Annotated in this window: 24 protein-coding genes and 7 tRNA genes; 13 read left to right on the forward strand and 18 right to left on the reverse strand. The window is 40.4% G+C overall.

Annotation, left to right across the window (positions count from 1 at the left end; genetic code table 11):
• Window positions 1–6 precede the first annotated feature (6 nt).
• The 4 genes from cmoB to AOR04_RS11475 all read left to right on the forward strand — a co-directional run bounded on the left by cmoB (window position 7) and on the right by AOR04_RS11475 (window position 3,617).
• On the forward strand, window positions 7–975 hold the full coding sequence (cmoB, locus tag AOR04_RS11460; RefSeq protein WP_096793409.1) for a tRNA 5-methoxyuridine(34)/uridine 5-oxyacetic acid(34) synthase CmoB: 969 nt from the start codon (window positions 7–9) through the stop codon (window positions 973–975).
• A gap of 191 nt (window positions 976–1,166) precedes the next feature.
• Entirely contained in the window at window positions 1,167–2,219 is a 1,053-nt protein-coding gene (gene purM / locus AOR04_RS11465) for a phosphoribosylformylglycinamidine cyclo-ligase (RefSeq protein WP_096793410.1), read from the forward strand.
• Window positions 2,219–2,866, forward strand: coding sequence for a phosphoribosylglycinamide formyltransferase (purN, locus tag AOR04_RS11470; RefSeq protein WP_096793411.1), 648 nt, complete (start codon window positions 2,219–2,221; stop codon window positions 2,864–2,866). The genes purM and purN overlap by 1 nt, the downstream gene beginning before the upstream one ends.
• 16 nt (window positions 2,867–2,882) lie before the next feature.
• Window positions 2,883–3,617 carry a DUF3108 domain-containing protein gene (locus tag AOR04_RS11475; protein WP_096793412.1) on the forward strand — a complete coding sequence of 245 codons (735 nt, stop codon included), beginning with the start codon at window positions 2,883–2,885 and terminating at the stop codon, window positions 3,615–3,617.
• A gap of 309 nt (window positions 3,618–3,926) precedes the next feature.
• Here the strand turns inward: AOR04_RS11475 and AOR04_RS11480 are convergent, their stop codons facing one another.
• Entirely contained in the window at window positions 3,927–4,691 is a 765-nt protein-coding gene (locus AOR04_RS11480) for a class II glutamine amidotransferase (protein ID WP_096793413.1), read from the reverse strand.
• 324 nt (window positions 4,692–5,015) lie between these two features.
• Here AOR04_RS11480 and fadE point away from each other — a divergent pair, with 324 nt between their 5' ends.
• On the forward strand, window positions 5,016–7,472 hold the full coding sequence (fadE, locus tag AOR04_RS11485) for an acyl-CoA dehydrogenase FadE (protein WP_096793414.1): 2,457 nt from the start codon (window positions 5,016–5,018) through the stop codon (window positions 7,470–7,472).
• 33 nt (window positions 7,473–7,505) lie between these two features.
• Here fadE and AOR04_RS11490 read toward each other — a convergent pair whose 3' ends face one another.
• From AOR04_RS11490 to dnaQ, 11 genes are all read right to left on the reverse strand, one after another.
• A complete protein-coding gene (locus AOR04_RS11490; RefSeq protein ID WP_232525470.1) occupies window positions 7,506–8,480 on the reverse strand; it encodes a DUF6136 family protein in 975 nt (324 codons plus the stop codon).
• An 86-nt stretch (window positions 8,481–8,566) separates the two neighbouring features.
• On the reverse strand, window positions 8,567–9,157 hold the full coding sequence (locus AOR04_RS11495) for an ABC transporter ATP-binding protein (protein ID WP_096793415.1): 591 nt from the start codon (window positions 9,155–9,157) through the stop codon (window positions 8,567–8,569).
• A gap of 570 nt (window positions 9,158–9,727) precedes the next feature.
• Window positions 9,728–9,804 (reverse strand) — tRNA-Asp (locus AOR04_RS11500).
• A 54-nt stretch (window positions 9,805–9,858) separates the two neighbouring features.
• Window positions 9,859–9,935, reverse strand: a tRNA-Asp gene (locus AOR04_RS11505).
• Between the two features lie 37 nt (window positions 9,936–9,972).
• Window positions 9,973–10,049, reverse strand: a tRNA-Asp gene (locus tag AOR04_RS11510).
• A 38-nt stretch (window positions 10,050–10,087) separates the two neighbouring features.
• Window positions 10,088–10,164 (reverse strand) — tRNA-Asp (locus tag AOR04_RS11515).
• Between the two features lie 31 nt (window positions 10,165–10,195).
• A tRNA-Asp gene (locus AOR04_RS11520) sits at window positions 10,196–10,272 on the reverse strand.
• A gap of 41 nt (window positions 10,273–10,313) precedes the next feature.
• A tRNA-Asp gene (locus tag AOR04_RS11525) sits at window positions 10,314–10,390 on the reverse strand.
• A gap of 26 nt (window positions 10,391–10,416) precedes the next feature.
• Window positions 10,417–10,493, reverse strand: a tRNA-Asp gene (locus AOR04_RS11530).
• A gap of 97 nt (window positions 10,494–10,590) precedes the next feature.
• Entirely contained in the window at window positions 10,591–11,961 is a 1,371-nt protein-coding gene (locus AOR04_RS11535; protein ID WP_096793416.1) for a TIGR03503 family protein, read from the reverse strand.
• Between the two features lie 9 nt (window positions 11,962–11,970).
• Window positions 11,971–12,684: a DNA polymerase III subunit epsilon gene (gene dnaQ / locus AOR04_RS11540; protein ID WP_007378211.1), complete on the reverse strand. Its 714-nt coding sequence runs from the start codon at window positions 12,682–12,684 to the stop codon at window positions 11,971–11,973.
• Between the two features lie 68 nt (window positions 12,685–12,752).
• Between dnaQ and rnhA the strand changes: the two genes are divergently transcribed.
• A complete protein-coding gene (gene rnhA, locus AOR04_RS11545; RefSeq protein WP_007378210.1) occupies window positions 12,753–13,217 on the forward strand; it encodes a ribonuclease HI in 465 nt (154 codons plus the stop codon).
• Between the two features lie 163 nt (window positions 13,218–13,380).
• On the opposite strand, the gene AOR04_RS11550 is transcribed toward rnhA, so the two are convergent.
• Window positions 13,381–14,166: a class I SAM-dependent methyltransferase gene (locus AOR04_RS11550; RefSeq protein ID WP_096793417.1), complete on the reverse strand. Its 786-nt coding sequence runs from the start codon at window positions 14,164–14,166 to the stop codon at window positions 13,381–13,383.
• A gap of 53 nt (window positions 14,167–14,219) precedes the next feature.
• Here AOR04_RS11550 and gloB point away from each other — a divergent pair, with 53 nt between their 5' ends.
• Window positions 14,220–14,993 (forward strand): hydroxyacylglutathione hydrolase, encoded by a 774-nt coding sequence (gene gloB, locus AOR04_RS11555; RefSeq protein ID WP_096793418.1) that lies wholly within the window; start codon window positions 14,220–14,222, stop codon window positions 14,991–14,993.
• 155 nt (window positions 14,994–15,148) lie between these two features.
• Complete coding sequence (locus AOR04_RS11560) at window positions 15,149–16,729, forward strand: LysM peptidoglycan-binding domain-containing protein (protein WP_008138497.1); 1,581 nt, start codon at window positions 15,149–15,151, stop codon at window positions 16,727–16,729.
• A gap of 65 nt (window positions 16,730–16,794) precedes the next feature.
• On the opposite strand, the gene AOR04_RS11565 is transcribed toward AOR04_RS11560, so the two are convergent.
• The 3 genes from AOR04_RS11565 to AOR04_RS11575 are packed head-to-tail and all read right to left on the reverse strand — an operon-like array spanning window position 16,795 to window position 18,321.
• A complete protein-coding gene (locus AOR04_RS11565; RefSeq protein WP_010553680.1) occupies window positions 16,795–17,244 on the reverse strand; it encodes a flavodoxin in 450 nt (149 codons plus the stop codon).
• On the reverse strand, window positions 17,244–18,008 hold the full coding sequence (truC, locus tag AOR04_RS11570) for a tRNA pseudouridine(65) synthase TruC (RefSeq protein ID WP_096793419.1): 765 nt from the start codon (window positions 18,006–18,008) through the stop codon (window positions 17,244–17,246). Before truC ends, AOR04_RS11565 begins: the two co-directional genes overlap by 1 nt.
• Complete coding sequence (locus AOR04_RS11575; protein ID WP_096793420.1) at window positions 18,001–18,321, reverse strand: YqcC family protein; 321 nt, start codon at window positions 18,319–18,321, stop codon at window positions 18,001–18,003. Before AOR04_RS11575 ends, truC begins: the two co-directional genes overlap by 8 nt.
• A gap of 104 nt (window positions 18,322–18,425) precedes the next feature.
• Here AOR04_RS11575 and AOR04_RS11580 point away from each other — a divergent pair, with 104 nt between their 5' ends.
• Together AOR04_RS11580 and AOR04_RS11585 are read left to right on the forward strand one after the other, a co-directional pair.
• Window positions 18,426–19,454: a DUF3549 family protein gene (locus tag AOR04_RS11580; RefSeq protein WP_096793421.1), complete on the forward strand. Its 1,029-nt coding sequence runs from the start codon at window positions 18,426–18,428 to the stop codon at window positions 19,452–19,454.
• Entirely contained in the window at window positions 19,455–19,754 is a 300-nt protein-coding gene (locus AOR04_RS11585) for a DUF3301 domain-containing protein (RefSeq protein WP_007378202.1), read from the forward strand.
• A 725-nt stretch (window positions 19,755–20,479) separates the two neighbouring features.
• On the opposite strand, the gene AOR04_RS11590 is transcribed toward AOR04_RS11585, so the two are convergent.
• Window positions 20,480–21,133: a GNAT family N-acetyltransferase gene (locus tag AOR04_RS11590; RefSeq protein WP_008138505.1), complete on the reverse strand. Its 654-nt coding sequence runs from the start codon at window positions 21,131–21,133 to the stop codon at window positions 20,480–20,482.
• A gap of 153 nt (window positions 21,134–21,286) precedes the next feature.
• On the opposite strand from AOR04_RS11590, the gene AOR04_RS11595 reads away from it, so the two are divergent.
• The 3 genes from AOR04_RS11595 to AOR04_RS11605 all read left to right on the forward strand — a co-directional run bounded on the left by AOR04_RS11595 (window position 21,287) and on the right by AOR04_RS11605 (window position 22,673).
• Complete coding sequence (locus AOR04_RS11595; RefSeq protein WP_096793422.1) at window positions 21,287–21,523, forward strand: DUF2789 domain-containing protein; 237 nt, start codon at window positions 21,287–21,289, stop codon at window positions 21,521–21,523.
• Between the two features lie 96 nt (window positions 21,524–21,619).
• Window positions 21,620–21,886 carry a hypothetical protein gene (locus AOR04_RS11600; protein ID WP_007378199.1) on the forward strand — a complete coding sequence of 89 codons (267 nt, stop codon included), beginning with the start codon at window positions 21,620–21,622 and terminating at the stop codon, window positions 21,884–21,886.
• Between the two features lie 13 nt (window positions 21,887–21,899).
• Complete coding sequence (locus tag AOR04_RS11605) at window positions 21,900–22,673, forward strand: Zn-ribbon-containing protein (RefSeq protein ID WP_096793423.1); 774 nt, start codon at window positions 21,900–21,902, stop codon at window positions 22,671–22,673.
• Between the two features lie 63 nt (window positions 22,674–22,736).
• On the opposite strand, the gene syd is transcribed toward AOR04_RS11605, so the two are convergent.
• On the reverse strand, window positions 22,737–23,276 hold the full coding sequence (gene syd / locus AOR04_RS11610) for a SecY-interacting protein (RefSeq protein ID WP_096793424.1): 540 nt from the start codon (window positions 23,274–23,276) through the stop codon (window positions 22,737–22,739).
• Between the last annotated feature and the right edge of the window lie 47 nt (window positions 23,277–23,323).

Genomic DNA, 23,323 nt, shown 5'->3' on the forward strand with positions numbered 1-23,323 from the left:
TGACTTATGTCTCAATGGTTTAACCAATTTTACGCATCTATTGCACAAAGCCCACTTAGCCACTGGCTAGAAACCCTGCCTGCACAATTAAAGCATTGGCAAAACGAGGCAAGCCATGGTGATTTGCCTAAATGGCAAAAAGTACTTAAAAACTTGCCTGAGGTGACAACTTCGCATGTTGATATTTCTACTAAGGTAGAAATTGGCGCGCCAGGGGAGATGAGTGATGGCGAGCAAAAGCAAGCCATGCATTTATTAAAACGCATGATGCCATGGCGCAAAGGCCCGTTTAGTGTGCACGGTATTGAAATAGATACAGAGTGGCGCAGTGATTGGAAGTGGGACCGCCTGCTTCCTCATATTGAGCCATTAAAAGGCCGCACTGTTTTAGATATTGGTTGTGGCTCAGGTTATCATTTATGGCGTATGCGCGGTGAAGGCGCAGAGTTTGTCGTGGGTATTGATCCGTCTGATTTATTTTTATGTCAGTTTCAGGCAATTAAACACTACAACCCAGACGAAAACGTGCATTTACTGCCACTAGGCGTTGAAGCATTACCTGAGCTTAAAGCGTTTGATACGGTTTTTTCGATGGGCGTACTTTATCATCGTCGCTCACCTATCGACTTTTTAGCACAATTAAAGGCGCAGCTTCGCCCAGGCGGCGAACTTGTGCTTGAAACTCTGGTAATTGAAGGCGATGAAAACACAGTACTAGTCCCAACTGATCGCTACGCTAAAATGCGCAACGTTTGGTTTATACCAAGCACTGCAGCATTAAAGCTGTGGATGGAACGCGTTGGCTTTAAAGATGTGCAAATAAAAGATTGCGCTATTACCACGCTTGAAGAACAACGCAAAACCGATTGGATGGAAAACGAATCGTTAATCGACTTTTTAGATCCAAACGACACAAGTAAAACTATTGAGGGCTATCCTGCTCCACTTAGAGCCATATTAACCGCAAAAGCATAGCGGTTAATTTAATGCATTTAATTACTAAAAAAACGCCTACGGGCGTTTTTTTGTTTATTTAAACAACAAGCAGCGGACAAGTGTCCTTGTTAATTATTTCAAAATTACATTTACGCTGGCCGCGACCTTGCAATTGTTGTAAAATACGCGCGTTTCTAAGCAACCCAAAACAACTATTTTGAGGAAAACCTGTGAGCGAACAAAAACAGTCTCTAAGCTATAAAGACGCGGGCGTAGATATCGACGCTGGTAATGCACTTGTTGAGCGTATTAAAGGCGTAGTTAAAAAAACTCGTCGTCCTGAAGTAATGGGCGGAATTGGTGGTTTTGGCGCACTTTGCGAAATTCCTGAAGGCTACAAGCAACCAGTATTAGTTGCAGGCACAGATGGCGTTGGTACTAAACTACGTTTAGCAATCGACTTAAAAAAACACGATACGGTTGGTATTGATTTAGTTGCAATGTGTGTAAACGACTTAATTGTTCAAGGTGCTGAACCCCTGTTTTTCCTAGATTACTATGCAACGGGTAAACTAGATGTAGACACAGCAGCTGACGTAGTTACAGGTATTGGCAAAGGTTGTGAAATTTCAGGTTGTGCCCTAATTGGTGGCGAAACAGCTGAAATGCCAGGTATGTATGATGGTGAAGACTACGACATGGCAGGCTTTTGTACAGGCGTTGTAGAAAAATCAAAAATTATTGATGGCACAAAAGTAGCAACAGGCGATCAGCTTATTGCACTTGCTTCAAGCGGCCCTCATTCAAATGGCTTCTCTTTAATTCGTAAAGTACTTGAAGTGTCAAACGCTGATACCAGCGCTGACTTTGAAGGTAAAACATTAGGCGAAACCTTACTTGAGCCTACTCGTATTTACGTAAAACCTTTACTTGAGTTATTCAAAAACGTTGACGTACATGCGCTTTCGCATATTACTGGCGGCGGTTTTTGGGAAAACATTCCACGCGTATTACCCGCTTCTGCAAAAGCAGTAGTTAAAGGTGATAGCTGGCAGTGGCCATCTATTTTTAACTGGCTACAAGAAAACGGCAATATAACTACACACGAAATGTACCGTACATTTAACTGTGGTGTAGGCATGGTTTTAGTAGTCCCTGCAGACAAACTTGAGCAAAGCTTAACAATGTTAAAAGACTTGGGCGAAAATGCATGGCACCTTGGTGAAATTCAAGATGCAGCAGCTGGCGAAGAGCAAGTTGAAATTGTAGGTGGTGCTAAGTAATGGCACCGACTCGTCTGGTAGTTTTAATCTCAGGTAGTGGCTCTAATTTACAAGCCATTATAGATGCCTGCGAACGTGGCGAGATAAACGGACATATAGCGGCTGTTATTAGTAATAAAGCAGACGCTTATGGCCTAGAGCGTGCAAAACAAGCAGGTATTGCTACAAAAGTGCTCAGTCATAAAGATTTTGACTCGCGCGAAGCGTACGATGCGCAATTAATGAACGTTATCGACTCTTTTATGTCAAATCTAGTTGTATTAGCTGGATTTATGCGTATTCTTACTCCTAGCTTAGTGCAAAAATATGTTGGAAAAATGTTGAACATTCATCCATCTTTGTTGCCTAAGTATCAGGGGCTGAATACCCACCAAAGAGCAATTGATGCAAAAGATAATGTTCATGGCGTAAGTGTTCACTTTGTTACTGAAGAGTTAGACGGCGGTCCCGTTATTCTTCAGGCGCAAATACCTGTACTCAAGGATGATACAGCAGAAACATTAGCAAAACGCGTGCATGAGCAAGAGCATGTAATTTATCCTTTGGTGGTCAAGTGGTTCAGTGAACACAGACTTACTATGGAAGCAGATTATGCAGTTCTTGACAAAAAACAACTTCCTGCACACGGCGCGCACTACCCACAATAAAAAAATAAGTGCCCTGTTGTTATGTGCGGGCGCTTTACTTCCAACTAGCCTAATTGCAGGCGAATTGACCCAATATCAAGCTAACTACGATATTTTACGCAAAGGTAAAAATCATGGTGAGGCTGTTCGTGAGCTCAAAAAAATGGGCGACGATACTTATGAACTAACATACCACAGCAATATTGAGTGGATGATTTTCTCTGACTCTCGTGAAGAAACATCAAAGTTTACCTTTAAAGATGGCAAGGTTACCCCGCATCATTACAATATGATCCGCACCGGTACAGGCCCAGATAAAGATTATAAAATTGATTTTGATACAACAAACAAAGTAGTGACTAGCAGCGCTAGCGAATACCCACTTAAGTGCGAATGGACTGATGAATTTCAGGATGCTATTTCATACCAAGTGCAAGTGCGCGAAGGGTTGAAAAAAGGCGAAACGAGCTTTTCATTCCCGCTTATAGACAAAAAAGGTAACCGCCGCGACTACAACTTTGAAGTTGTTGAAAAAGAGATGATCTCCCTACCTATCGGTAATGTAGAAGCCATTAAAGTTAAACGTTTATACGATAACGATAAACGCCAAGCAATTGCATGGTTTGCGCCAGAAATGGATTACATGCTGGTACGTATGTGGAAAGGCGAGAAAGGTATGGAGCAGTTTGAAGTTCAAATAAATTCATTTACTGTTACTGCACCAACAGCTATTGCGCCTGCTGCAGCACAACAACCTCAAGAAGCTAACTAAATTTAATTAAACCAAAGTTAAGCTAGGACCTGTTGACCTTTGTGGATTAAAATTTGTTCAACCTAGGGGCTATTTAATCGCGGCGCGAGGTTTGTAACCTAGTGGGCTAAGTAAAAACCGAGCAACAAGGAGTAAATAGCCCCTAGGCAGAACCCTTCGGACAGCGCATGTTTGGCATTTATGCTACGTTATCGCCTATTTATGGGGAATAACCACACTACATAGGCTCTGCCTTGCCTAAATACCAAACAGTCTGCTGAAAATTTAACCTCGAAAGATAAACAGGTCCTAATATTTAAAATAGGTGGGCTAAATTAGCTCACCCATTTTAAATAATGCAAATTCCCCCGGCTCCATTTTTTGCCAGCGCTCATCATTCGTCAAAGGCCTTGTAGCTATAACTGTTACTACATCGTTTGGTGTGGTCTCTTGTTGAAAATCAACCACCATGTCGGCATCAATCAATGTTGCTTTACCAAATGGCGCACGGCGCGTTATGTAATGTAAGTTATTAGTGCAATAGGCTAAAACAAATATGCCATCGGTTAGCAGCATATTAAATACGCCTTTTTCACGAAGGGTATGCGAAAGCTTAGCGGCGTATCTAAAAACCGACGCCATATTAGATGGACGCTTTGGGTATTTTTCGCGAATTTTATCAAGTAACCAACAAAAAGCGAGTTCGCTATCGGTGTTACCTACTGGGCGATAGTACTGTGGTTTTAAATCGTGATAATTAGATAGCTGCCCGTTATGAGCGTAAGTGATTTCACGCCCCCATAACTCTCGCGTAAAAGGATGAGTATTTTCAAGGCATACTCTACCGCGGTTACCTTGGCGAATATGGCTAACAACCGAGACACTTTTAATTGGGTATGCTTTAACGAGCTTTGCAATTTCAGATTGATAACTCGGCTCAGGATCTTTAAAGGTTCTACAGCCTTTACCTTCGTAAAATGTAATACCCCAACCATCTTTATGTGGTCCCGTGTTTCCGCCACGCTCTAAAAGACCTGAAAAACTAAAACAGATATCAGTAGGCACATTGGCTGACATGCCAAGTAATTCACACATTAATAAAATAACCCTCAAAAACCATACATTAAAATAAATAGCGTTATATTTGTGTATTAAGCGTACACTAATTTGCAGCCCACTATAACGGCTATATTTACTTAAAAAGTGTCATTTTACTATTAGATTTATTTATTTTTACGGTAACACTGCTTACGGCTAATGCTTTGACTATACGATAGTTATTAAGCCTTCCTCTATCGGGTAAATAAATATCGTATTTAAGTTACTTTCTACTACAATTTAACATCGTTATGTACTTGAAAATTACTGTGACTAGCGCTACTCTAAGTGAGGTGGTCTGACCTCTATTAAGGAATAAAAATGACACTCATATTTACACTCGGTTTAATCGTGCTGCTTTGCACAGCGATTTACCACAGAGCGAGTTGGAACACAGCACTTGGTGTTTCTGCCGCAACCCTACTTATAGGTACCTTCGCCGGTGCTTTTGGTTTAATTAGCTGGTTGATCTTTTTGATCATCGCGGTTCCTCTTTCTGTTACTGGCCTTCGTCAGCAATATATCATCAAGCCTATTTTTGCTGTGTTCAAAAAAGTAACGCCAAGCATGTCTGATACTGAAAAATCAGCTATTGATGCCGGTACAACTTGGTGGGAAGCTGACTTATTTTGCGGTAACCCAGATTGGAAAAAACTTCACCAATACCCAGTTCCTAAACTTACTATTGAAGAGCAAGCCTTTGTTGATGGCCCTGTTGAAGTAGTATGTGGCATGTTGGACGATTGGGAAGCAACGCACGAACTAACCGACCTTCCTCAAGATGTATGGCAATATCTAAAAGATAATAAATTCTTTGCCATGATCATCAAAAAAGAATATGGCGGTTTAGAGTTTTCTGCATTTGCACAGTCTTGTGTACTTCAAAAACTAACAAGTAAATCAACATTACTTTCGTCAATTGTGGGTGTACCGAATTCTTTAGGCCCTGGTGAATTATTACAACACTATGGTACAAAAGAGCAAAAAGATCATTACTTACCGCGCTTAGCGAGCGGTCAAGAAATTCCATGTTTTGCGTTAACTTCGCCAGAAGCGGGCTCTGATGCAAGCTCAATTCCAGACTACGGTGTGGTGTGTAAAGGGCAATGGAATGGTGAAGAAGTTGTGGGTGTTAGTTTAACGTGGAATAAGCGTTACATTACACTTGCCCCAGTGGCTACCGTACTTGGACTTGCGTTTAAATTACAAGATCCAGACGGCCTAATTGGCGACAATAAAGAGCCAGGCATCACCTGTGCACTTATCCCAACGGACACTCCTGGAGTTGAAATTGGTCGTCGACATTTCCCGCTAAACGTACCATTTCAAAATGGTCCTACTCGCGGTAAAGACATTTTCGTACCACTTGATTATATTATTGGTGGTCCAGATATGGCAGGTCAAGGCTGGCGCATGCTGGTTGAGTGTTTATCGGTTGGTCGTGCAATTACATTGCCGTCAAATTCTGCTGGCGGCATTAAAATGATTGCCGTTGCAACGGGTGCGTATAGCCGCATTCGTCGCCAGTTCCGTTTACCTATTGGTAAAATGGAAGGTGTTGAAGAGTCACTAGCAAAACTTGCTGGTTACGCTTACAGCTCTGATGCTGCGGTTAGTATGTCTACAGGTGCGGTTGATTTAGGCGAAAAGCCATCAGTTGTTTCTGCCATTATTAAATACCACCTGACAGAGCAAATGCGTGATGCAACTATTCATGCAATGGATGTACTTGGCGGTAAGGGCATCATGCTTGGGCCAAATAACTATTTAGGTCGTGGCTATCAAGGTGCACCTATTGCCATTACCGTTGAAGGTGCAAATATCTTGACCCGTAATATGATTATTTACGGTCAAGGTGCAATTCGCTGTCATCCATTTGTACTTACCGAACTAGGTGCGTGCGAAATTGAAGACCGCGAAGAAGCGCTTAACGTATTTGATAAAGCGCTAATGGGTCACATTGGTTTTACTATGTCGAACCTTGTACGTACTAAATGGCTTGCACTTACCGGCGCTCGTTTTACAAGTGTGCCGTACAACGACGAAACAGCTGAATTTTACCGTATAGCGTCGCGCTTTAGTGCATCACTTGCTCTTATGTCTGACATTAGCATGGCAGTATTTGGTGGCTCACTTAAACGTAAAGAACGTATTTCAGCACGTTTAGGTGACTTACTTAGTTACTTATACTTAGTGTCTGCAACGCTTAAGCGTTACAACGACGAAGGCCGTAAAAAAGAAGATTTTGCTCTAGTAAAATGGAGTTGCCAAGATCATCTTTACCATTGCCAACGTGCACTTGCTGATTTAATTAATAACATGCCTTCGGCTCCACTACGTGCCGTGTTAAAAGTATTGTTATTCCCGTTTGGTCGCCCTGTTCGTAAACCAACTGACCAGCTTGAGCATAAACTTGCACAACTGCTACAAGTACCTAGCGAAACGCGTAACCGCTTAGCAAGCTATGTATACTTAAAAAATGAGCCGCTTAACCTTGTAGGTCGTCAAGAGCAAACGCTTAAAGACATCCTAGACGTTGAGCCATTATTTGAAAGAGTATGTAAAGAGAAAGGCCTTAAACTGCCATTCTTCCAGCTTGATAAAGTAGCGCAAATGGGACTTGAAGCCGGTATATTAAGCCAAGCAGAGGCTGATAAACTAGCTGCCGTTGAGCAATCTCGTTTAGATGTTATTAACGTTGATGACTTTGACCCTGCTGATTTACTTGCAGGCAAAGCAGCACGAAATAGCGTTAAAAAAGAAGCTGATGCGGCTTAACTAAGTAAGCATTTGAATACTAAAAGCCAGCGCCTAATGCGCTGGCTTTTTTTGTGCAAAATTAACCTGCAACAAACACCACGGTAAACCTAAACTCAACAAAATAATGTTTAATCTCTCAAACGTAATGCTGTAAGTTACAAAGGTCGCTAAAAACAACAGCATACTAGGTATAAACTGGCTAATATAAAACGTCCGTGCTTTTTGGCATATATTAAAAAACAAGCGATATTGTGCATAAATTTTAGCGCAATCAAATTGTAATGAGCTGCAAAATAATACAATAAAAGCCATCGCCACAGCATCAAGTATATTAACGAGATCAGCACGCTCAGCGACTAAAGTAGTCGAGGCCATAAACACACATAAAAGTAATGACATACGCCATACCAGTGTCCAGCTGTGATTTATAAAGTAGCAAAACCAAAAACCAAACAGTGACCGAACACTAACACGCCCATTTATATTAACTCTAGGTATAAGCAAGCTAATGCTAAAGATGATTGAAAAACCAATATGATAAATAAGCGGCGGTATGTTGATGGGAGTGAATAAAAAAAGGCCGCTTAACATAAAACCATAAACTAGTGCGCTAGGTTTGTATAAACACACAATGCCTAATCCTAACTGAATAAACATAAATACTATAAAATGCGGCACCTTTAACCACTGTTCAAAGGTAAGATCAAGCGCTATCAACAAGCTAGCGATAAGCCAGCCATTGCTGATAAATAACAATTTAATATCAGCAAGGTAAAGCCAGCTAGGGTGAGCGATCGTAAGTTGAAACAGCCGTTGGTTACTATTTTTAATCGCCAGTTTCATTGCGCTTATCATCACGCTTTGCAATAACAAGTAAAATAGTGCCATTTGCGCGCCATATAAAGGCGTATCTGCACTATCTATAATTTTCCCTAAGCCTAAAAAAAGCAATAATACAAAACCAAGAGCGGGTGATCCCAACACCACTAAAAATAACAAACCAAAGTTTTTTAGCTGTTGAAGCAATTACTTAAGCTCAAACGTGTACGCTAAATACCGGTAACCTATAAACGCGAGATACTGATTAAGTTTGCTTTTTATGCTTATGATACTCATAGCGAGACACACTTAAAACCATGCTCAATAAACACAGCGAGCTCATGGCAAGTAATGATAATTTGCCCATTGGGTTTGTCAGCCAAATAAGCATCGAGTTGGCTTAAAAGATAATGAATACTGGTTTGATCGAGCGCAGCACTTGGCTCATCTAATAATAAATAAGGTGATTTACGCATTAATGCTAAAATTAGCTGGCATTTTTTTTGATTGCCCGACGACAGTGCTTCGAATCGCGTATTTAAAAATGCATTAAAGTTAAACCCGTTAACCAGCGAATGGGGCCAATCGCAACCTAATGTGTTAACAGATAAATCAATAATTTGATTTGCAGTTAAAAAATCTGGTAACGCAATACGGTCACTGGCAATTGCTACGGTTTTTGTTGGAGTGTTCAATCGGCTACCAGCAAATAAAAGTGAACCACTTTGCGGCTTTTCGAGTCCTGCTAGCATCATCAGTAATGTCGTTTTTCCTTGGCCGTTAGGCGCTTCAATACACCCCTTTTGATCTGAAAAAACTTTGTTGTAATCCTTAAAAACAACGTTGCCTGAAAACTGCTTATTTAAGCTTATGACTTCAATCATAAAATATCCCTCTAAACTGACTATTCATTATAAGAATTCTGTTATGAGAAACAACTAATACCAATTCGCTTAATTAAGTGATCTATTTTGAGGATGGAGAAACGTGTTGATAGCTAGGCAAAAAAATCGCTATTTAGTTTTTCTAAATGAGAATTTTTTAACACAGGTAACGACACGTTTAGCCCCGCAAAATGATTAAGTATTATTGCGGATTGGTATAATGATTGGAGTGGTGCTGTAGCTCACACTGCATACCACCCATGAAAAAATTAAGGTTGTTAAAATCGTTGAAATAGCTTCTGGCACGAGTAAATACTTTAACTAAGCCGTTATACCCGATAAGAGCTAATTACGTCATGTGTGACACCATGGGGCAATTTAAGACTGGAGCGGTATTCAGTGCTAAGTGTTTAACTATTCATGGAGATAGAAGAAGATGAATATTTAGGAATAAGAGAAATATTAGTAAGGTAATATTAAAAAGTCGAGTTTTTAGCTGATAGCCAAAAAATGTTTTACTAAATTATTTAATCAAGGATTTTATAAGCTTGTTATTGAGGAAATAACAAGTGGCGGAGTGGACGGGACTCGAACCCGCGACCCCCGGCGTGACAGGCCGGTATTCTAACCAACTGAACTACCACTCCGCAGTGGTATGTGCATGGGGTAATGCACTTACTAATTTTAATCATGATATCAAATGGCGGAGTGGACGGGACTCGAACCCGCGACCCCCGGCGTGACAGGCCGGTATTCTAACCAACTGAACTACCACTCCGCAGAGATATCATTATACTTGTTATTACTTAATTTGTTGGCGGAGTGGACGGGACTCGAACCCGCGACCCCCGGCGTGACAGGCCGGTATTCTAACCAACTGAACTACCACTCCAGCATACAAATTTTGTAATATAACATTGCTTAAATAGTTGGCGGAGTGGACGGGACTCGAACCCGCGACCCCCGGCGTGACAGGCCGGTATTCTAACCAACTGAACTACCACTCCAGCGCATATTTAAACTGTTATTTCTTCTTATTGGCGGAGTGGACGGGACTCGAACCCGCGACCCCCGGCGTGACAGGCCGGTATTCTAACCAACTGAACTACCACTCCATAATAAGAATATGTTTTACAACCATACGTTGTGTAAGTGTTGGCGGAGTGGACGGGACTCGAACCCGCGACCCCCGGCGTGACAGGCCGGTATTCTAACCAACTGAACTACCACTCCAGCTTTTACTTACAAGTTTTCGAAAATGGCGGAGTGGACGGGACTCGAACCCGCGACCCCCGGCGTGACAGGCCGGTATTCTAACCAACTGAACTACCACTCCATATTTTCGTTGCTGTTTAGGTCTCCCTGACAGCGGCGTGAATAATACGAACCAACCCCTATTTCGTCAAGGGCTTTTTTGTTTTTTTATAGGTTTTTTAGTCATCTGTCATCGAAAGGTTTAAAATTTCACCTGATTTGTCACTTTTTGAGCCATTTTTACCGACTTGATTTTTTTCTGAGTCAGTAACGTCATCTTCACTTGCTTTCTTTTTCTTTAAAAAAGGCAGCCTGACGTTAAATTTAATCGACTTTTTCTGAACAAATATACGAATTAACAGCCAACCAACCAATAATATGAATATATTACAGCCGACAATCAAACTAATTATTGTTGATGTGGTCATTTTTCCTTCATCAGGATCGCTTTTAATCATTTCATCAGGCGTAATAATCGTTGCAGGGTCAATTTCGGGCACCGCTTCTATGGGTCGTTCTATCTCAAATTTATATGTGGGTAGCGTTGCCATAAATTCACGATCATTTATATTAGTGCCAAAAACAGACAGTTCAACACTATACCGACCCCAGTCATAATTTTTTATCGTAAGCTGGCGTGATACATTTGCCATTGCATCAATAGTAAACATTTGTTCTTCATTATTGGGATAATATATTTTGCCCTGAATTATCACGGTTTCAGGTTTAACAATGTTTGCATCAATAGTTATAGCTAAAATATGATCATCAAAATCCTCTTTAGCTAAAGCTATATCAAACTCAAAAGGCGGCTCATGAATAATAAGTGCTTTTTGGATTATACGCCTTTGTAGCAAAGGAGTCGCAATGTAAAGTTCTGGTGTCCACTCTCCTGCAGGGAAATCTAATTTAAATTCACCGGTAAATACACCATCTTTTGGTCGTTCATCAAACCCACGACCATCATCTTTAAACTCAGCAACTTCTTGTATACCAGCACCGAAATTCGCAAAACTCTCGTTGTTAGTACTGACAAAATCGACATGTAAACTAACCACATCTTTAAATAAGTTAGCATTAATTGGTTCGCCATCATTTAATACTCTACCCGTAACCTTTACAGATTCGCCTCTAAATAACACCGATGGTAACGACTCTGCCTGCAACGACACCTCACCTAATACCACGATTCGACTATCTGGTAATATGCTGCCTATAACTTGCCAAGGCCCAGGCGTTGGCTTTTTAATTGTAACGAGATCGTAGTTAAGTTCATCAAACCATTCAATGTTAGGATCTTTAACTGAGTCGGGAGCAAAGTATTTACTGCCATCTGGCCTTACTAAAATAACAGCAGGTGTACCTGCCTTTCTAAAAAAAAGTAACGTTATTTCATCAATTTGACTATCTATACGAAAACGATTTTCTAATAAAGGTATTTCATTTTGTTGGCCATCGCGTTTAAGTACTTCCACTTGCTTAGCGCTATAAGCATTATTTGTAAAACAGCTAACCGCTATTAGCACAGTTACAAAACACATCGTTTTCATATTATGGCCTTATTCAGCGCGCCATAAACATTGGCCGCCTTCTTTATTTACAAGATCTAATCGGGCTTCGTGTGCGCTTTGCTCAGCATCGCTTGCTCGCAATACAACTAGTGGGGCTCTGTCACTATTTAAACGCTTTATACCCCCCTTTCGCTGCTCGCTGCCGTCATCTTTGTTTTGATTCAAATTCAGCTTTGTTTGACCACCCGTCATGGCAAGGTAAACATCGGCTAAAATTTCAGAATCCAGTAGCGCGCCGTGAAGTGTTCGCTTTGCGTTATCTACATCGTAACGACGACATAATGCATCAAGATTGTTCTTTTGACCTGGATGCAAGTCACGCGCCATTTTAAGCGTGTCAAGAACTTCACAAAACGTACTCGTTTTAGGATAACCCTGATTAAGCAACGCAAATTCGTTATCCATATGACCAACATCGAACGGCGCATTATGAATAACTAGTTCAGCCCCTTCAATATAGTCGAAAAACTCTTGCGCAATTTGATGAAACAGTGGTTTATCACGTAAAAATTCGTTAGTGATACCGTGAACGTCGATTGCTTCTTCTTCGCTTGGGCGTTGTGGGTTTATATAAACGTGAAAGTTATTGCCTGTTAAACGGCGATTTACTAACTCCACACAACCAATTTCTATAATACGGTGCCCTTGTTTAGGGTCGATGCCGGTGGTTTCTGTATCTAAAACTATTTGTCTACGTGCCATATCGAATTTAGCCTGATTCTGGTATCTTTCTATAATCACTTTATTGTACATAAGATCAAGGTAAAACAGTGCAAAAAACCGTAGAGATTTACACCGACGGCTCATGTTTAGGTAATCCAGGCCCCGGCGGTTATGGTATTTTTATGATTTATAACGGCCACGAAAAAGAAATGAGCCAAGGTTATAAACTCACAACAAATAACCGAATGGAAATGCTCGCGGCTATTGTAGCCCTAGAATCACTCACTCGAGAATGCGAAGTAAACCTAACAACCGATAGCCAATATGTTAAGCAAGGCATTGAATCGTGGATCACTAACTGGAAAAAACGTGGCTGGTTAACATCAGCTAAAAAGCCAGTTAAAAACGTCGATTTATGGAAACGCCTAGATAAAGCCTGTAGCGAGCACAATGTAACCTGGAAATGGGTTAAAGGGCATAGCGGCCATAAGTACAACGAAATAGTTGACGATTTAGCGCGCGATGCCGCAGGCAGTAAAGATTTACTAGAAGATGTAGGCTACCAGCCTTAAATTTATTCTAAGCTAGTTGTTATACCAATTTTATTAAAAACATGTTCATTCTATCGCATTAAATAACTCACTAACTGCGTTAAAAATTATTCATATAGAACAACTATATGTCACAATTTTCGCCTTGTTAATGTGCTATTTTCTTAGCGCTATAATAGATCACTTATTTAATGCAATTGGTATTATTTTTTTGGTCACACGTTTTGTAATGCTGCTTAGAGGTTTGCCTAAGCCCTGCCCCTTTTACTGGTGCAAACTGCGGCCTTGCATGCCACTTAGGTTTTATTGGCGTAAGTGGCGCAACTCTTTTTCGTGCCACCAGCATATAAACACTGCCCATTGGTTTTAAATACTGTTTTGCAAAAGTACGCCAAAACTCAAATCTTGATAACCTATTACCTCTAGCCAGTGATGAATAAATAAAACGTTCGTCACTTACAATTTCAAAACCCAATAAATTTAGCCAATCTTTAACCCTCGCAGGGGTAAAAAAGCGCCCTGTCCATGGTAATTTCTGACCACTAAAAGGCAGCATTTGTGCAAGCCCGCACAAACTAAACGGATTAAAACCAGTCACGAGTATATAACCGCCCGGAATAAGCGTGCGATGTGCTTCTCGTAAAATATGATGCGGGTCTGAATGATACTCTAAGCAATGGCTTAGTATGCAAGCATCAATACTGTGCTCGTAAAATGGCAGTTCATCTATGTCAGCAACTACCCCGGTGTAAGGTCCTGGCTCTGCAACACACACTTGATGTTTAATCGTACTTGTACTTGTGTTTAATTCGCCACTTAAATTACCCAACTTAAGCATATGATAGCCAAACATACGCGGCAGCCATTGCTCCATTTTGCGTTCAATATCTGTGCGTAAATAATCCCCATGAGGAAACTGCTGCCACGACAGTGGTTTGGGTCCTTCTTGAAAACTAAGGGCTGGTTTCATTTTTTGAGCTCGTTATACTATGCGATAAGTGTCACTTTATAGAGCAATTTACCATGGTGCAAGTCAAAGCAATTAAAGCCTTTTCTGATAATTACATTTGGTGTTTAACTACCGATAACAGTAACCAAGCATGGGTAGTCGATCCAGGCCAAGCACATCCCGTATTAACGTACTTAGCTGAGCATAACCTAACGCTCGGTGGCATTTTAATTACGCATCATCACTACGACCACACCGATGGCGTAGCTGAATTAGTTGACGCCTATCCAGATATATCGGTTTATGGCCCTGCAAATAGTCCATTTAAAGGCGTCACTCACGCACTCACTGATGGACAAAGCATCAGTGTGCTTAATATTAACTTTACTATTTTAGCAACTCCTGGGCACACGCTTGATCATATTTGTTACACAAATGATGAACTTGCTTTTACCGGCGATACATTGTTTAGCGGTGGATGTGGGCGCTTATTTGAAGGCACGCCAGAGCAAATGTGGGAGTCTTTTAATAAACTAAGAGAGCTGCCTGCAAGCTGCAGTGTGTATTGCACGCACGAATACACGCAAGCTAACCTTGCCTTTGCCAAAGCCGTTGAACCACGTAACCCAGAACTCCTTGCGTACAGTAAAAAAGTAGATGAATTACGCAGTAATAACCAAATCTCCCTACCCACTTCTATTGGCCAAGAGCTAAAAATAAATCCATTTATGCGTAGCGATTTGCCAACCATTACAGAGTTAGTGCCAGAAGAGTTTACCTCGGTTACAAAAAACAATGAACCTTGGGGAAACTTTGCTAGTCTGAGGCAGTTCAAAGACAATTTTTAATGCACAAACTAATACTTTAACATTTATTCTATTAGAATCATTAACTTAAGATATAGTGATGATTCTATTTCTGCGTTTTAAAAAGTCATTCAGTGGCAATGTTAACTCATAACAGGTAGTATTCGCCGAGTTTTTTACCCGATGTATTGGTATTTATGAATAAATCTCCCCTATTAATAGCCTTGGCGTTAGCGCTAAGTGGTTGTCAAACTGTGACAACTTTAGACTCAGACTCTCAAGTCGCCATGCAAACAAACCAACAACTCGAAGGCGCAAGTCCTAACGACATTAACAATGCATTGATGGTAAACGCACAATATCAGCAAGTTGACCCTGATGAGCAAGAAGCTCCCGTGTTTGATGATGTGTGGGAGCGAATTCGCTACCAACTTTCTATTGAAATACCGCAAAACCGCCCTGTTGTTACTGAACGTAATTATTACGCTCGCCACCAAGCCTATTTAGATCGTATTTCTAAACGTGCAGAACCTTACTTACACTTTATAGTTGAAGAAGTAGAAAAGCGCGAAATGCCAATCGAAATTGCACTACTGCCTATTGTAGAAAGTGCATTTGACCCGTTTGGTTATTCTAATCGCAGCGCATCGGGCATTTGGCAGTTTATGCCTGCAACCGGTGAGCGATTCGATTTAAAACAAAACTGGTGGTACGACGGTCGTCGCGACATAGTGCAGTCGACTCGCGCAGCACTTGATTACTTATCGTATTTACATAAAACACTTGAAGGCGATTGGCTAAATGCGATTGCTGCTTATAATTCAGGTGAAGGGCGTTTAATGCGCGCGATTAAAAAGAATCGTAAAAAGCATTTACCTACCGATTTTTGGTCTCTTGATTTACCAAGCGAAACAACAGCCTACGTACCAAAGTTATTAGCACTTGCCGATTTATTAAAACGCTCAGATGATTTTAACGTTACATGGCAACCAGTAATTAATGCACAAGTGGTTGAAGTGGTTGATGTTGGCTCGCAAATAGATTTAGCACTTGCTGCTGATATGGCTGATATGACGCTTACTGAGCTATACAGATTAAACCCCGGTTTTAATCGCTGGGCAACAGATCCTAATGGCCCTCATTCTTTATTATTGCCTGTTGATAAAGCAGAGGAATTTAGCCAAAAACTAGCAAACACTGATGTTAAAAACAGATTACGCTGGCAGCGTTATATTGTGGCTCGAGGCGACAGCTTATCGGTAATTGCCAAAAAGTTTACAACAAGCTCAAGCGCAATCCGATCGCTTAATAAACTCAAATCAAATACGATTAAAGTAGGCCAAGAATTATTAGTCCCGCTTACTGATGGCGCTATAAATAGTGAGCATTTACCAAAGCAGATGCGTTTAGCTGCTAATAAAGCAACTCGCACAAAACTTTCGCACACAGTTAAAAGTGGCGACACGTTATGGGATATTAGCCGCGAATATGACGTAACTATGGATGAGTTGGCTAAATGGAATAAACTAAAGAAAAACTCTGTACTGCGCCTAAATCAAAAACTAACTGTGTATAAGTCAGCTAATAAACCACAAGCAACGGCAAGCACCAACCGTACTATTACATACAAAGTACGCCGAGGTGATTCTCTTGCACGTATTGCGTCTAAGTTTAATCTAAGCGTTAACGAAATTATTAAGTGGAATAATTTAGCCGGTCAAAAATACTTACAACCTGGCCAAAAGCTAAAACTTAAAGTAGATGTCAGAAGTAGTTAATTTATAAAGCTATAAAAGCAAAAAGGAGCGCATGCGCTCCTTTTTTAATACCTTAAAGTTAAGGATTAAGCAGGTAGTTTTTCTAGCCATACTTTTAACCAAGGCTCAGTTACTGGCCATGGTTCAAAATCTTCACATGCATCTATTTCTAGGCGGTTGCCCACAGGCTTTGCTTGTAAATCGCGTAGTAACTCGTCAAAGCTACGCCCTGCGCCACAAAATGTATCGCCGTAGCATCTGTCACCCATTGCGATTACACCAAACGGTTTATCGGTAAGCATTGGGAAAGTGCTATTCATTGCAAAGTACAATCCGGCCAAATTACTCGGTACATCACCTTGCCCTGTTGTGGAGGTGACAATTAAAATATGCGATGCATTTTTTATATCATCAAGTGATGCTTCAGTAATTACTGTAGCAGTATGACCCGCTTGCTCAATTGTGGCTGCAACTTCATCGCTTAAACGCTCAGCACCGCCATTAACGCTGCCTACAAAAATACTAATATGTGCCATTAATAATCCTTTTCTTGCTCTGGCCAACCTAGCTGCTTACATATTTCAAGCATGTCTTCACCTAGTGGCGCTTTAATTTTTATTGATTCATTACTATAAGGGTGCACAAAACTAAGCTCTGTTGCAAATAACATTAACCGTCTTAGCTCAAAATGATCCCTAAAAAATTGATTATGCTGGTTATCACCGTGATTTACATCACCAATGATAGGCAGTGATAAGTGCTTTAAGTGCCTGCGAATTTGATGCTTGCGCCCTGTTTTTGGAAAACACTCAACTAACGAGTAACGCACTGTTGGGTACTTACCAATAGGAATAGGCAGTGCAACTTGGTGCAAGCAATTAAACTGGGTTTGCGCTTCTTGTGGTGCTTTGTCTTGATCTGCAAATTTATCGGCTATTTTATCCAGCTCTTCTTTAAGCGGTTTATCTAAAAATACTGACTCTGGCGCAAAACCGCGCACTAAGGCTAAATAGCGCTTAGCAATGGTACCTTCAATAAATAGCTGGTTCATATCGCGAGCAGCTTCCGAGCTCAATGCAAACAGTAATACGCCCGACGTAGGTCTATCGAGCCTATGTACTGGAAATACATGTTGCCCTAGCTGGTCGCGCAACATTTGCATAGCAAACTGGGTTTCGTGTTTATCTAAAAACGAGCGATGCACTAATAAACCTGAAGGCTTATTTATAGCCACATAGTTTTCATCTTGATACAAAATAGTCAGCTCGCCATATTCAATAGGCGCTGGACGCTCACTCATTTGGTTCTCCTAAAAAGGTATCAAGGGCTGTTAGTAATTCAATTATTTCATCGCTTCCGGCTTTATGCACAAGTGTCATTTGCGCCATAGGGGCAATAGCAAAGTTACGCGGCAGTGGTTGCCTATGTGTTATTAGTTGCTGTATTTTTTCAATAAATACAAACTGTAACCACTGCTCAAATGCCATTGTATCGTGACAAAAAGGAGTATTTGAAAGCAGTGCCTCAGCGTCTATTGGCTCACTTTGCCAAAGCGCGTGCTTTTGTAAAAGTGCTGTTAGCTGCACTAAATAAGTTTGGGTTTGCTGGTACATAACCACCCTCTTTTATATATGTAATGCAATTATACCCTGTTCCCTCATAGGCGGCTATGACGTATAATTAATGTAATTTTGCAGTAAAAACAGTTGAGAAAACAATGAGTGATCAAATAGCTACATTAGGTCAGCTTTTAGATGGTGCGGGTACTCAGTGGCGTACTTTTGATATTGGCAGGCACATTACTAAGCTTGATAAAAAACAATTTTTAGCTATTGAACAAGCTCAAGTGCCTTACCCTTACCCACTTGCTGGTCATGCATGGCTCGCTATTCAATTTTGGGATACTAAAGCCAGTAAAGAACCTTATGTATGGTTTTTAAAGTTTCCACTTGATGAGCAAAGTATGCTGGTAAGTGCTAGCCGCGATCACTTTGCTGATATGGTTATTCAAGCGCTAGGCACTGAAATTACAGGCGAACAAGCCGATGGAAAACTTGATAATAATCCTTATGTTTTTACGCCAAACGCAAATAAATTAGCGGCATTTAACGCCCAAGTAAAAGTACTATTAAAACAGCCTGCGTCGCAGTATTACGAGCATGCACAGCTTTACTTTAGCGGTAAAATTGGTTTTGATAATTGGCAAAGTGTTGCACTGCAGGGTATTGCCGATTTTGCACTGCGCTTGGGCAGCGATACAAACTTAAGTAATCTGCAAAAAGCATGGGCGCATTTACCTATTGAAGTACTGCAACCACTCAGTGCCATGCTTGAACACATTGAAATACCAACATCAATGAGTGAGTTACTTGTTGATTACATGCAGGCCGCAATTAGTAACAACGACACAGTGGCTATAACCGCAGCACTAAGATCTGCATCAAAAGGTCAAGCTCAAGGGTTATGCGCTCAATTAGTTGATACTGTACTAAGCTCACCTGCAGGGCAAGATTCAGATGTGTTATTAACGGTAGCTGGGCGTTGTTTTAAGCAATTAGAAAACCCTGAACGCTTGCATGTATTTATGGATAATTGCGCGCATCATCAAAAAATTGAAGAATTGTTTCCAAGTATTTTTGCTGATTTAGTTGCAATACCGACTATTCGCCCGCATTTATTAGGCTTATTACGTAAAGAAAATCGCAGCGAAACCCTCGCGCGTGCAATTGGAAGGTTATTCTCTTAAATGGCAAGTTTATGGACGTTCATACTTATTGGTAGTGTAATTTACTTATTTTGGCTTAACCGAAAGGTGGCAGAAGCTGCGAACGTTCATGCTAAACGCCAAAGTGAGCAACTGCAGGTGCAGTTGATGAGTGTTGCTTGCACAAAACGCCGCTTTGGTTTTTTAAAGAGCGGCAAGCCTGGCATCAAAAGTGAATTCATATTTGAATTTTCAAGCGATGGTGAAAATGCTTATCAAGGCGTGTTAATTATGGAAAATGAGTTTTTGAAAAGCGTGGTTGTTCCACCACATAAAATATAAATGGATTTAATTTAGGGCTAAATTAAATTTACTCAAACACAAAAACTAAGGCGTAACTAAAGTTACGCCCCAACTGGACTGCATCCTGCTAGATATCCGTTATCTATTAATCCGTATTATCATCCCCTGAACGAGTAAACAGCCTTATTTACCCTCACATTGCATCCTGCAATATCCATAACCTTCTTGGCAAATCCACGCAAACTAACGCTTAGCTACATCCTGTAGCATCATCCCTGGTAATCCTTTGAAGTAGCTCCTGCCACTTTTGCATCCTGCCATGTCCTCTCGCCACCTTGGCCTATGCGTAATCTAACGCTTAGCTATATCCTTTAGCATCATCCGTGGTAATCCTTTAAGTAGCTCCTGCTACTTTAGCGCACCTTGCACTTCCTATTCGTCCTTGCTTTCCTTGTTAACTTGTCCTTTTTGCTTCCTGCTAGCGTCCGCTACGTTGCCTATTCCATATCCTTGGCAGTAACTCAATCATTGAGCTATGTCTTCTTGACAAAGTAAAGTTTAAAGCAAACGAGTGTGAGTAATAGGACTTAACATTAAATAAATAAGCGTCACAAAAATGAAAAAACAAAATAAACATTTAATAACAGCAACTTAAATTAAAAAAAGCCACTTAATAGTAGCCTTAAACTGATTATGCTCACAACAATGTAAGAGATGTCTCACGGCCTTATGTCCGTTTGGGCGCATTGGCTTACATTATAATTTTAAATAGCTGGCTCAATTATTGATTTAAACAGTAATTCGCCCTCTACTTGGTTAAAAGTAAGGTGTTTAAATGCTTCAAACTTTTCAGTTTTAAAAAATTCAATGTGCTCCTTACGTGTTACAAATACAGCCATCCCTGTTGACTCAGCGTTACATTTAACTAAGTCATCCAGCCCACGTAGTAAGTAACGGCCAAATCCTTGCCCATGAAAATGCGGATCTACGGCAATAAAAGCTAAAAAATAGTAATTACCTTTCTGTTTAAGCGCGTCTCTAATTGTTTGTTCTTTATCTATTAATTGATTTGTTTGCAAGTAGCCCGCACTCAGCATTAATTTTAAACGCCAGTGCCAATAACGCTGCGCTTGTAATTGGCTATTAGATTCAAATACACACGCTACTGCTTTTAATTTATCGTTGCGGTATAGGCCAATTAGTGGCTGTTTTTCTTGCCAAAAACTACTGAGTTCTTCGCGAATTAATGATCGTAGTTTTTTTTCGTAAACTGATTTATTTTCGTCATTGTAGCTAAGCATGTTTAGTAATACAGGATCGTCATGATAAGCCTGATAAATTAGGCTCGCTGCAGTACTAATATCTTCTGCAGCTAAATACTGTACGCTGAACGTATCAGCTGGTGTGGTTACACTCATTGTATTTCCTTTATTATTTTAGCTATAGGCTGTTTAACTTTAAACCTAACTATATACCTAAAATTATTAACCGTAAATTCAGCGAGAGTTTAACTAGCAAGAGGTACAGTTAGGCACTAGTATGAGTTTTCATTCATTTAAAGGAGCAATATCATGGATACGACAAAACACGACATTAACACACTTTTTGCACAGCTTGGATTACCAAATAGTGATGAGCAAATAGATGCGTTTATTGCCTCACATGAATTAGAAGACACAACATTACTCCAAGAAGCTTCTTTTTGGGATGAAGCACAACAACACTTTTTAGCTGAATCCCTTGCAGAAGATGGAGATTGGAGTGAAGTAATTGACGAGTTAGATGTACGCATTCGTCAAAGTAAGTAATTTTATTTAATGTACCCTCCCTTATTTATTGCTAACATAGCATTTGCGCAGCATTTATATGCTGCGTATTTATTTTATTAAAGAGTTATATATCTAATGAATTCAGTTGTATTTGATGCAATCAAAGCCCTTCTCGATGAAGGCAAAACCCCTACTGTAGCACTAACTAAAAGCCGTTTGGCGCAACCGGTTCCAATGCCGATGATTATTGCAGCAGTAAGCCAATATAAAAACAATCCTGATTCAATTAATAACTTCATGAGAAACCCACAGCAGTCAGATAATACTGAGCTTAAAACAAGTCAATTAGATAGAATTGAGCAAAAACTCGATAAACTTCTTGCGCTGCTAGAACAAAAATAATTTGAGACTATAAATGTTCGTTGTTGATTTAACTTTTGATTGCTACCAAGACACCACCCTAGAACAAGCCGAACAAGCAATAAATCGCTTAGTAAATGCACTGCGTTTTAATGGTCAAATAATGGGGGAAGAATTTCCAACCGTTTTAAAAGATGGATTTTTTATTACCCGCGTAATGTGCCCGACCGAAGATGCAATGCACCCGCTAAATAACAGCCCGTTTGTTAAGCACAGTATCGAAAAGTTACATAGTGCTGGGCTACTTGCGCCAAAAGTAAAAGTGATCGGACAAGATATTCACTCCAACGGCGCTGATTGCTGCAAAGAACCATCAAGTTATATTTTATATACAACCTATGTGCATACGTGCAGCCCGCTTTATTGTGGTGATGACTTTTTGCCTGTGCCGCTATTTCGTATTCCGGCAATTGCTAATGGTGACTATAAAACGCTTATAAAATGGCAAGAAGATTGGCAAGCCTGCGATCAAATTCAAATTAATGGCGCAACTCGTTGTGAGTTTCCGGCGCTTGAAGAAATATCGAGTGTCCAAAGCGACCTATATAGACGCGGAAAAGACATAACAAAGCGAATTAGTTTTTTAACTAAAAAGCCAACCTATTATTATTTATACCGTGTAGGCGGCGTAGATAAAGCGTCTGAACTTGAACGAAAATGCCCTAGTTGTAATGGCGATTGGAAATTACCTGAATCGTGGTTTGGGTTATTCGACTTTAGGTGTGAGCCGTGTGGCTTAGTGTCTAATATATCGTGGGATTTTCAATAACCACTTTAATGAGTGCTTAAAATCAGCTTAGTGATGACGCTAAGCTGATTTATTAAACACGTTTTAAACCTCTAATGCCTTTAAAAAAGTATTAATGTTAGGTGCAAGTACATGGTGTGTTTTTTTGCCTACGTGCTCTAAACATACTTCACCAGTGTGCACCAATACACTTACTAGTAAATCATCTTGATCAGTTAAACCAATAAATACTGTTTCTGGTTGCTTGAGCTTGCGTTTCATTAAAACGTGACCCGTTATATTTTGCTGTAGCAAATTAAAGTCTTCTTCGTTCCATGCTTGTAGTAATTCAACCTGATGCCCATCAATACTTGCTAAAATACTTCCACCGTACATATGTCCGTATAGCTCGCTAAGCGCTTTTGGAAACTCAAGTTCTAGTGCACTGGCTAAATCATTAAGCGAACCTGCAGGTTGCTGACGCGCCCCCTGCCATTGAATGTTTCCTTGCTCGTCAACCTCACCAACTTCACATGGGCTTGGCCATTGTTCGTCGTGCGCAATAAGTGGGTACTTTGTAGTGTTTTTAAGGGTATTTTCGCTAAATGTTTGATGAAGTTGTTCTATAAGCAATGCAACAGACATACTGTGAAACTCATTTAAATTAGATATAATGTCCCTATTGTAACTAT

The sequence above is a fragment of the Pseudoalteromonas sp. 1_2015MBL_MicDiv genome (assembly GCF_002407505.1).
GTDB lineage: Bacteria > Pseudomonadota > Gammaproteobacteria > Enterobacterales > Alteromonadaceae > Pseudoalteromonas > Pseudoalteromonas fuliginea.

Bases quoted from the DNA above. Each gene is read 5' to 3' on its own strand.
- cmoB (WP_096793409.1), top strand. From the start codon at position 7: ATGTCTCAATGGTTTAACCAATTTTACGCATCTATTGCACAAAGCCCA.
- purN (WP_096793411.1), top strand. From the start codon at position 2,219: ATGGCACCGACTCGTCTGGTAGTTTTAATCTCAGGTAGTGGCTCTAAT.
- AOR04_RS11480 (WP_096793413.1), bottom strand. From the start codon at position 4,691: ATGTGTGAATTACTTGGCATGTCAGCCAATGTGCCTACTGATATCTGT.
- fadE (WP_096793414.1), top strand. From the start codon at position 5,016: ATGACACTCATATTTACACTCGGTTTAATCGTGCTGCTTTGCACAGCG.
- AOR04_RS11495 (WP_096793415.1), bottom strand. From the start codon at position 9,157: ATGATTGAAGTCATAAGCTTAAATAAGCAGTTTTCAGGCAACGTTGTT.
- AOR04_RS11535 (WP_096793416.1), bottom strand. From the start codon at position 11,961: ATGAAAACGATGTGTTTTGTAACTGTGCTAATAGCGGTTAGCTGTTTT.
- dnaQ (WP_007378211.1), bottom strand. From the start codon at position 12,684: ATGGCACGTAGACAAATAGTTTTAGATACAGAAACCACCGGCATCGAC.
- AOR04_RS11550 (WP_096793417.1), bottom strand. From the start codon at position 14,166: ATGAAACCAGCCCTTAGTTTTCAAGAAGGACCCAAACCACTGTCGTGG.
- gloB (WP_096793418.1), top strand. From the start codon at position 14,220: ATGGTGCAAGTCAAAGCAATTAAAGCCTTTTCTGATAATTACATTTGG.
- AOR04_RS11560 (WP_008138497.1), top strand. From the start codon at position 15,149: ATGAATAAATCTCCCCTATTAATAGCCTTGGCGTTAGCGCTAAGTGGT.
- AOR04_RS11565 (WP_010553680.1), bottom strand. From the start codon at position 17,244: ATGGCACATATTAGTATTTTTGTAGGCAGCGTTAATGGCGGTGCTGAG.
- truC (WP_096793419.1), bottom strand. From the start codon at position 18,008: ATGAGTGAGCGTCCAGCGCCTATTGAATATGGCGAGCTGACTATTTTG.
- AOR04_RS11575 (WP_096793420.1), bottom strand. From the start codon at position 18,321: ATGTACCAGCAAACCCAAACTTATTTAGTGCAGCTAACAGCACTTTTA.
- AOR04_RS11580 (WP_096793421.1), top strand. From the start codon at position 18,426: ATGAGTGATCAAATAGCTACATTAGGTCAGCTTTTAGATGGTGCGGGT.
- AOR04_RS11585 (WP_007378202.1), top strand. From the start codon at position 19,455: ATGGCAAGTTTATGGACGTTCATACTTATTGGTAGTGTAATTTACTTA.
- AOR04_RS11590 (WP_008138505.1), bottom strand. From the start codon at position 21,133: ATGAGTGTAACCACACCAGCTGATACGTTCAGCGTACAGTATTTAGCT.
- AOR04_RS11595 (WP_096793422.1), top strand. From the start codon at position 21,287: ATGGATACGACAAAACACGACATTAACACACTTTTTGCACAGCTTGGA.
- AOR04_RS11600 (WP_007378199.1), top strand. From the start codon at position 21,620: ATGAATTCAGTTGTATTTGATGCAATCAAAGCCCTTCTCGATGAAGGC.
- AOR04_RS11605 (WP_096793423.1), top strand. From the start codon at position 21,900: ATGTTCGTTGTTGATTTAACTTTTGATTGCTACCAAGACACCACCCTA.
- syd (WP_096793424.1), bottom strand. From the start codon at position 23,276: ATGTCTGTTGCATTGCTTATAGAACAACTTCATCAAACATTTAGCGAA.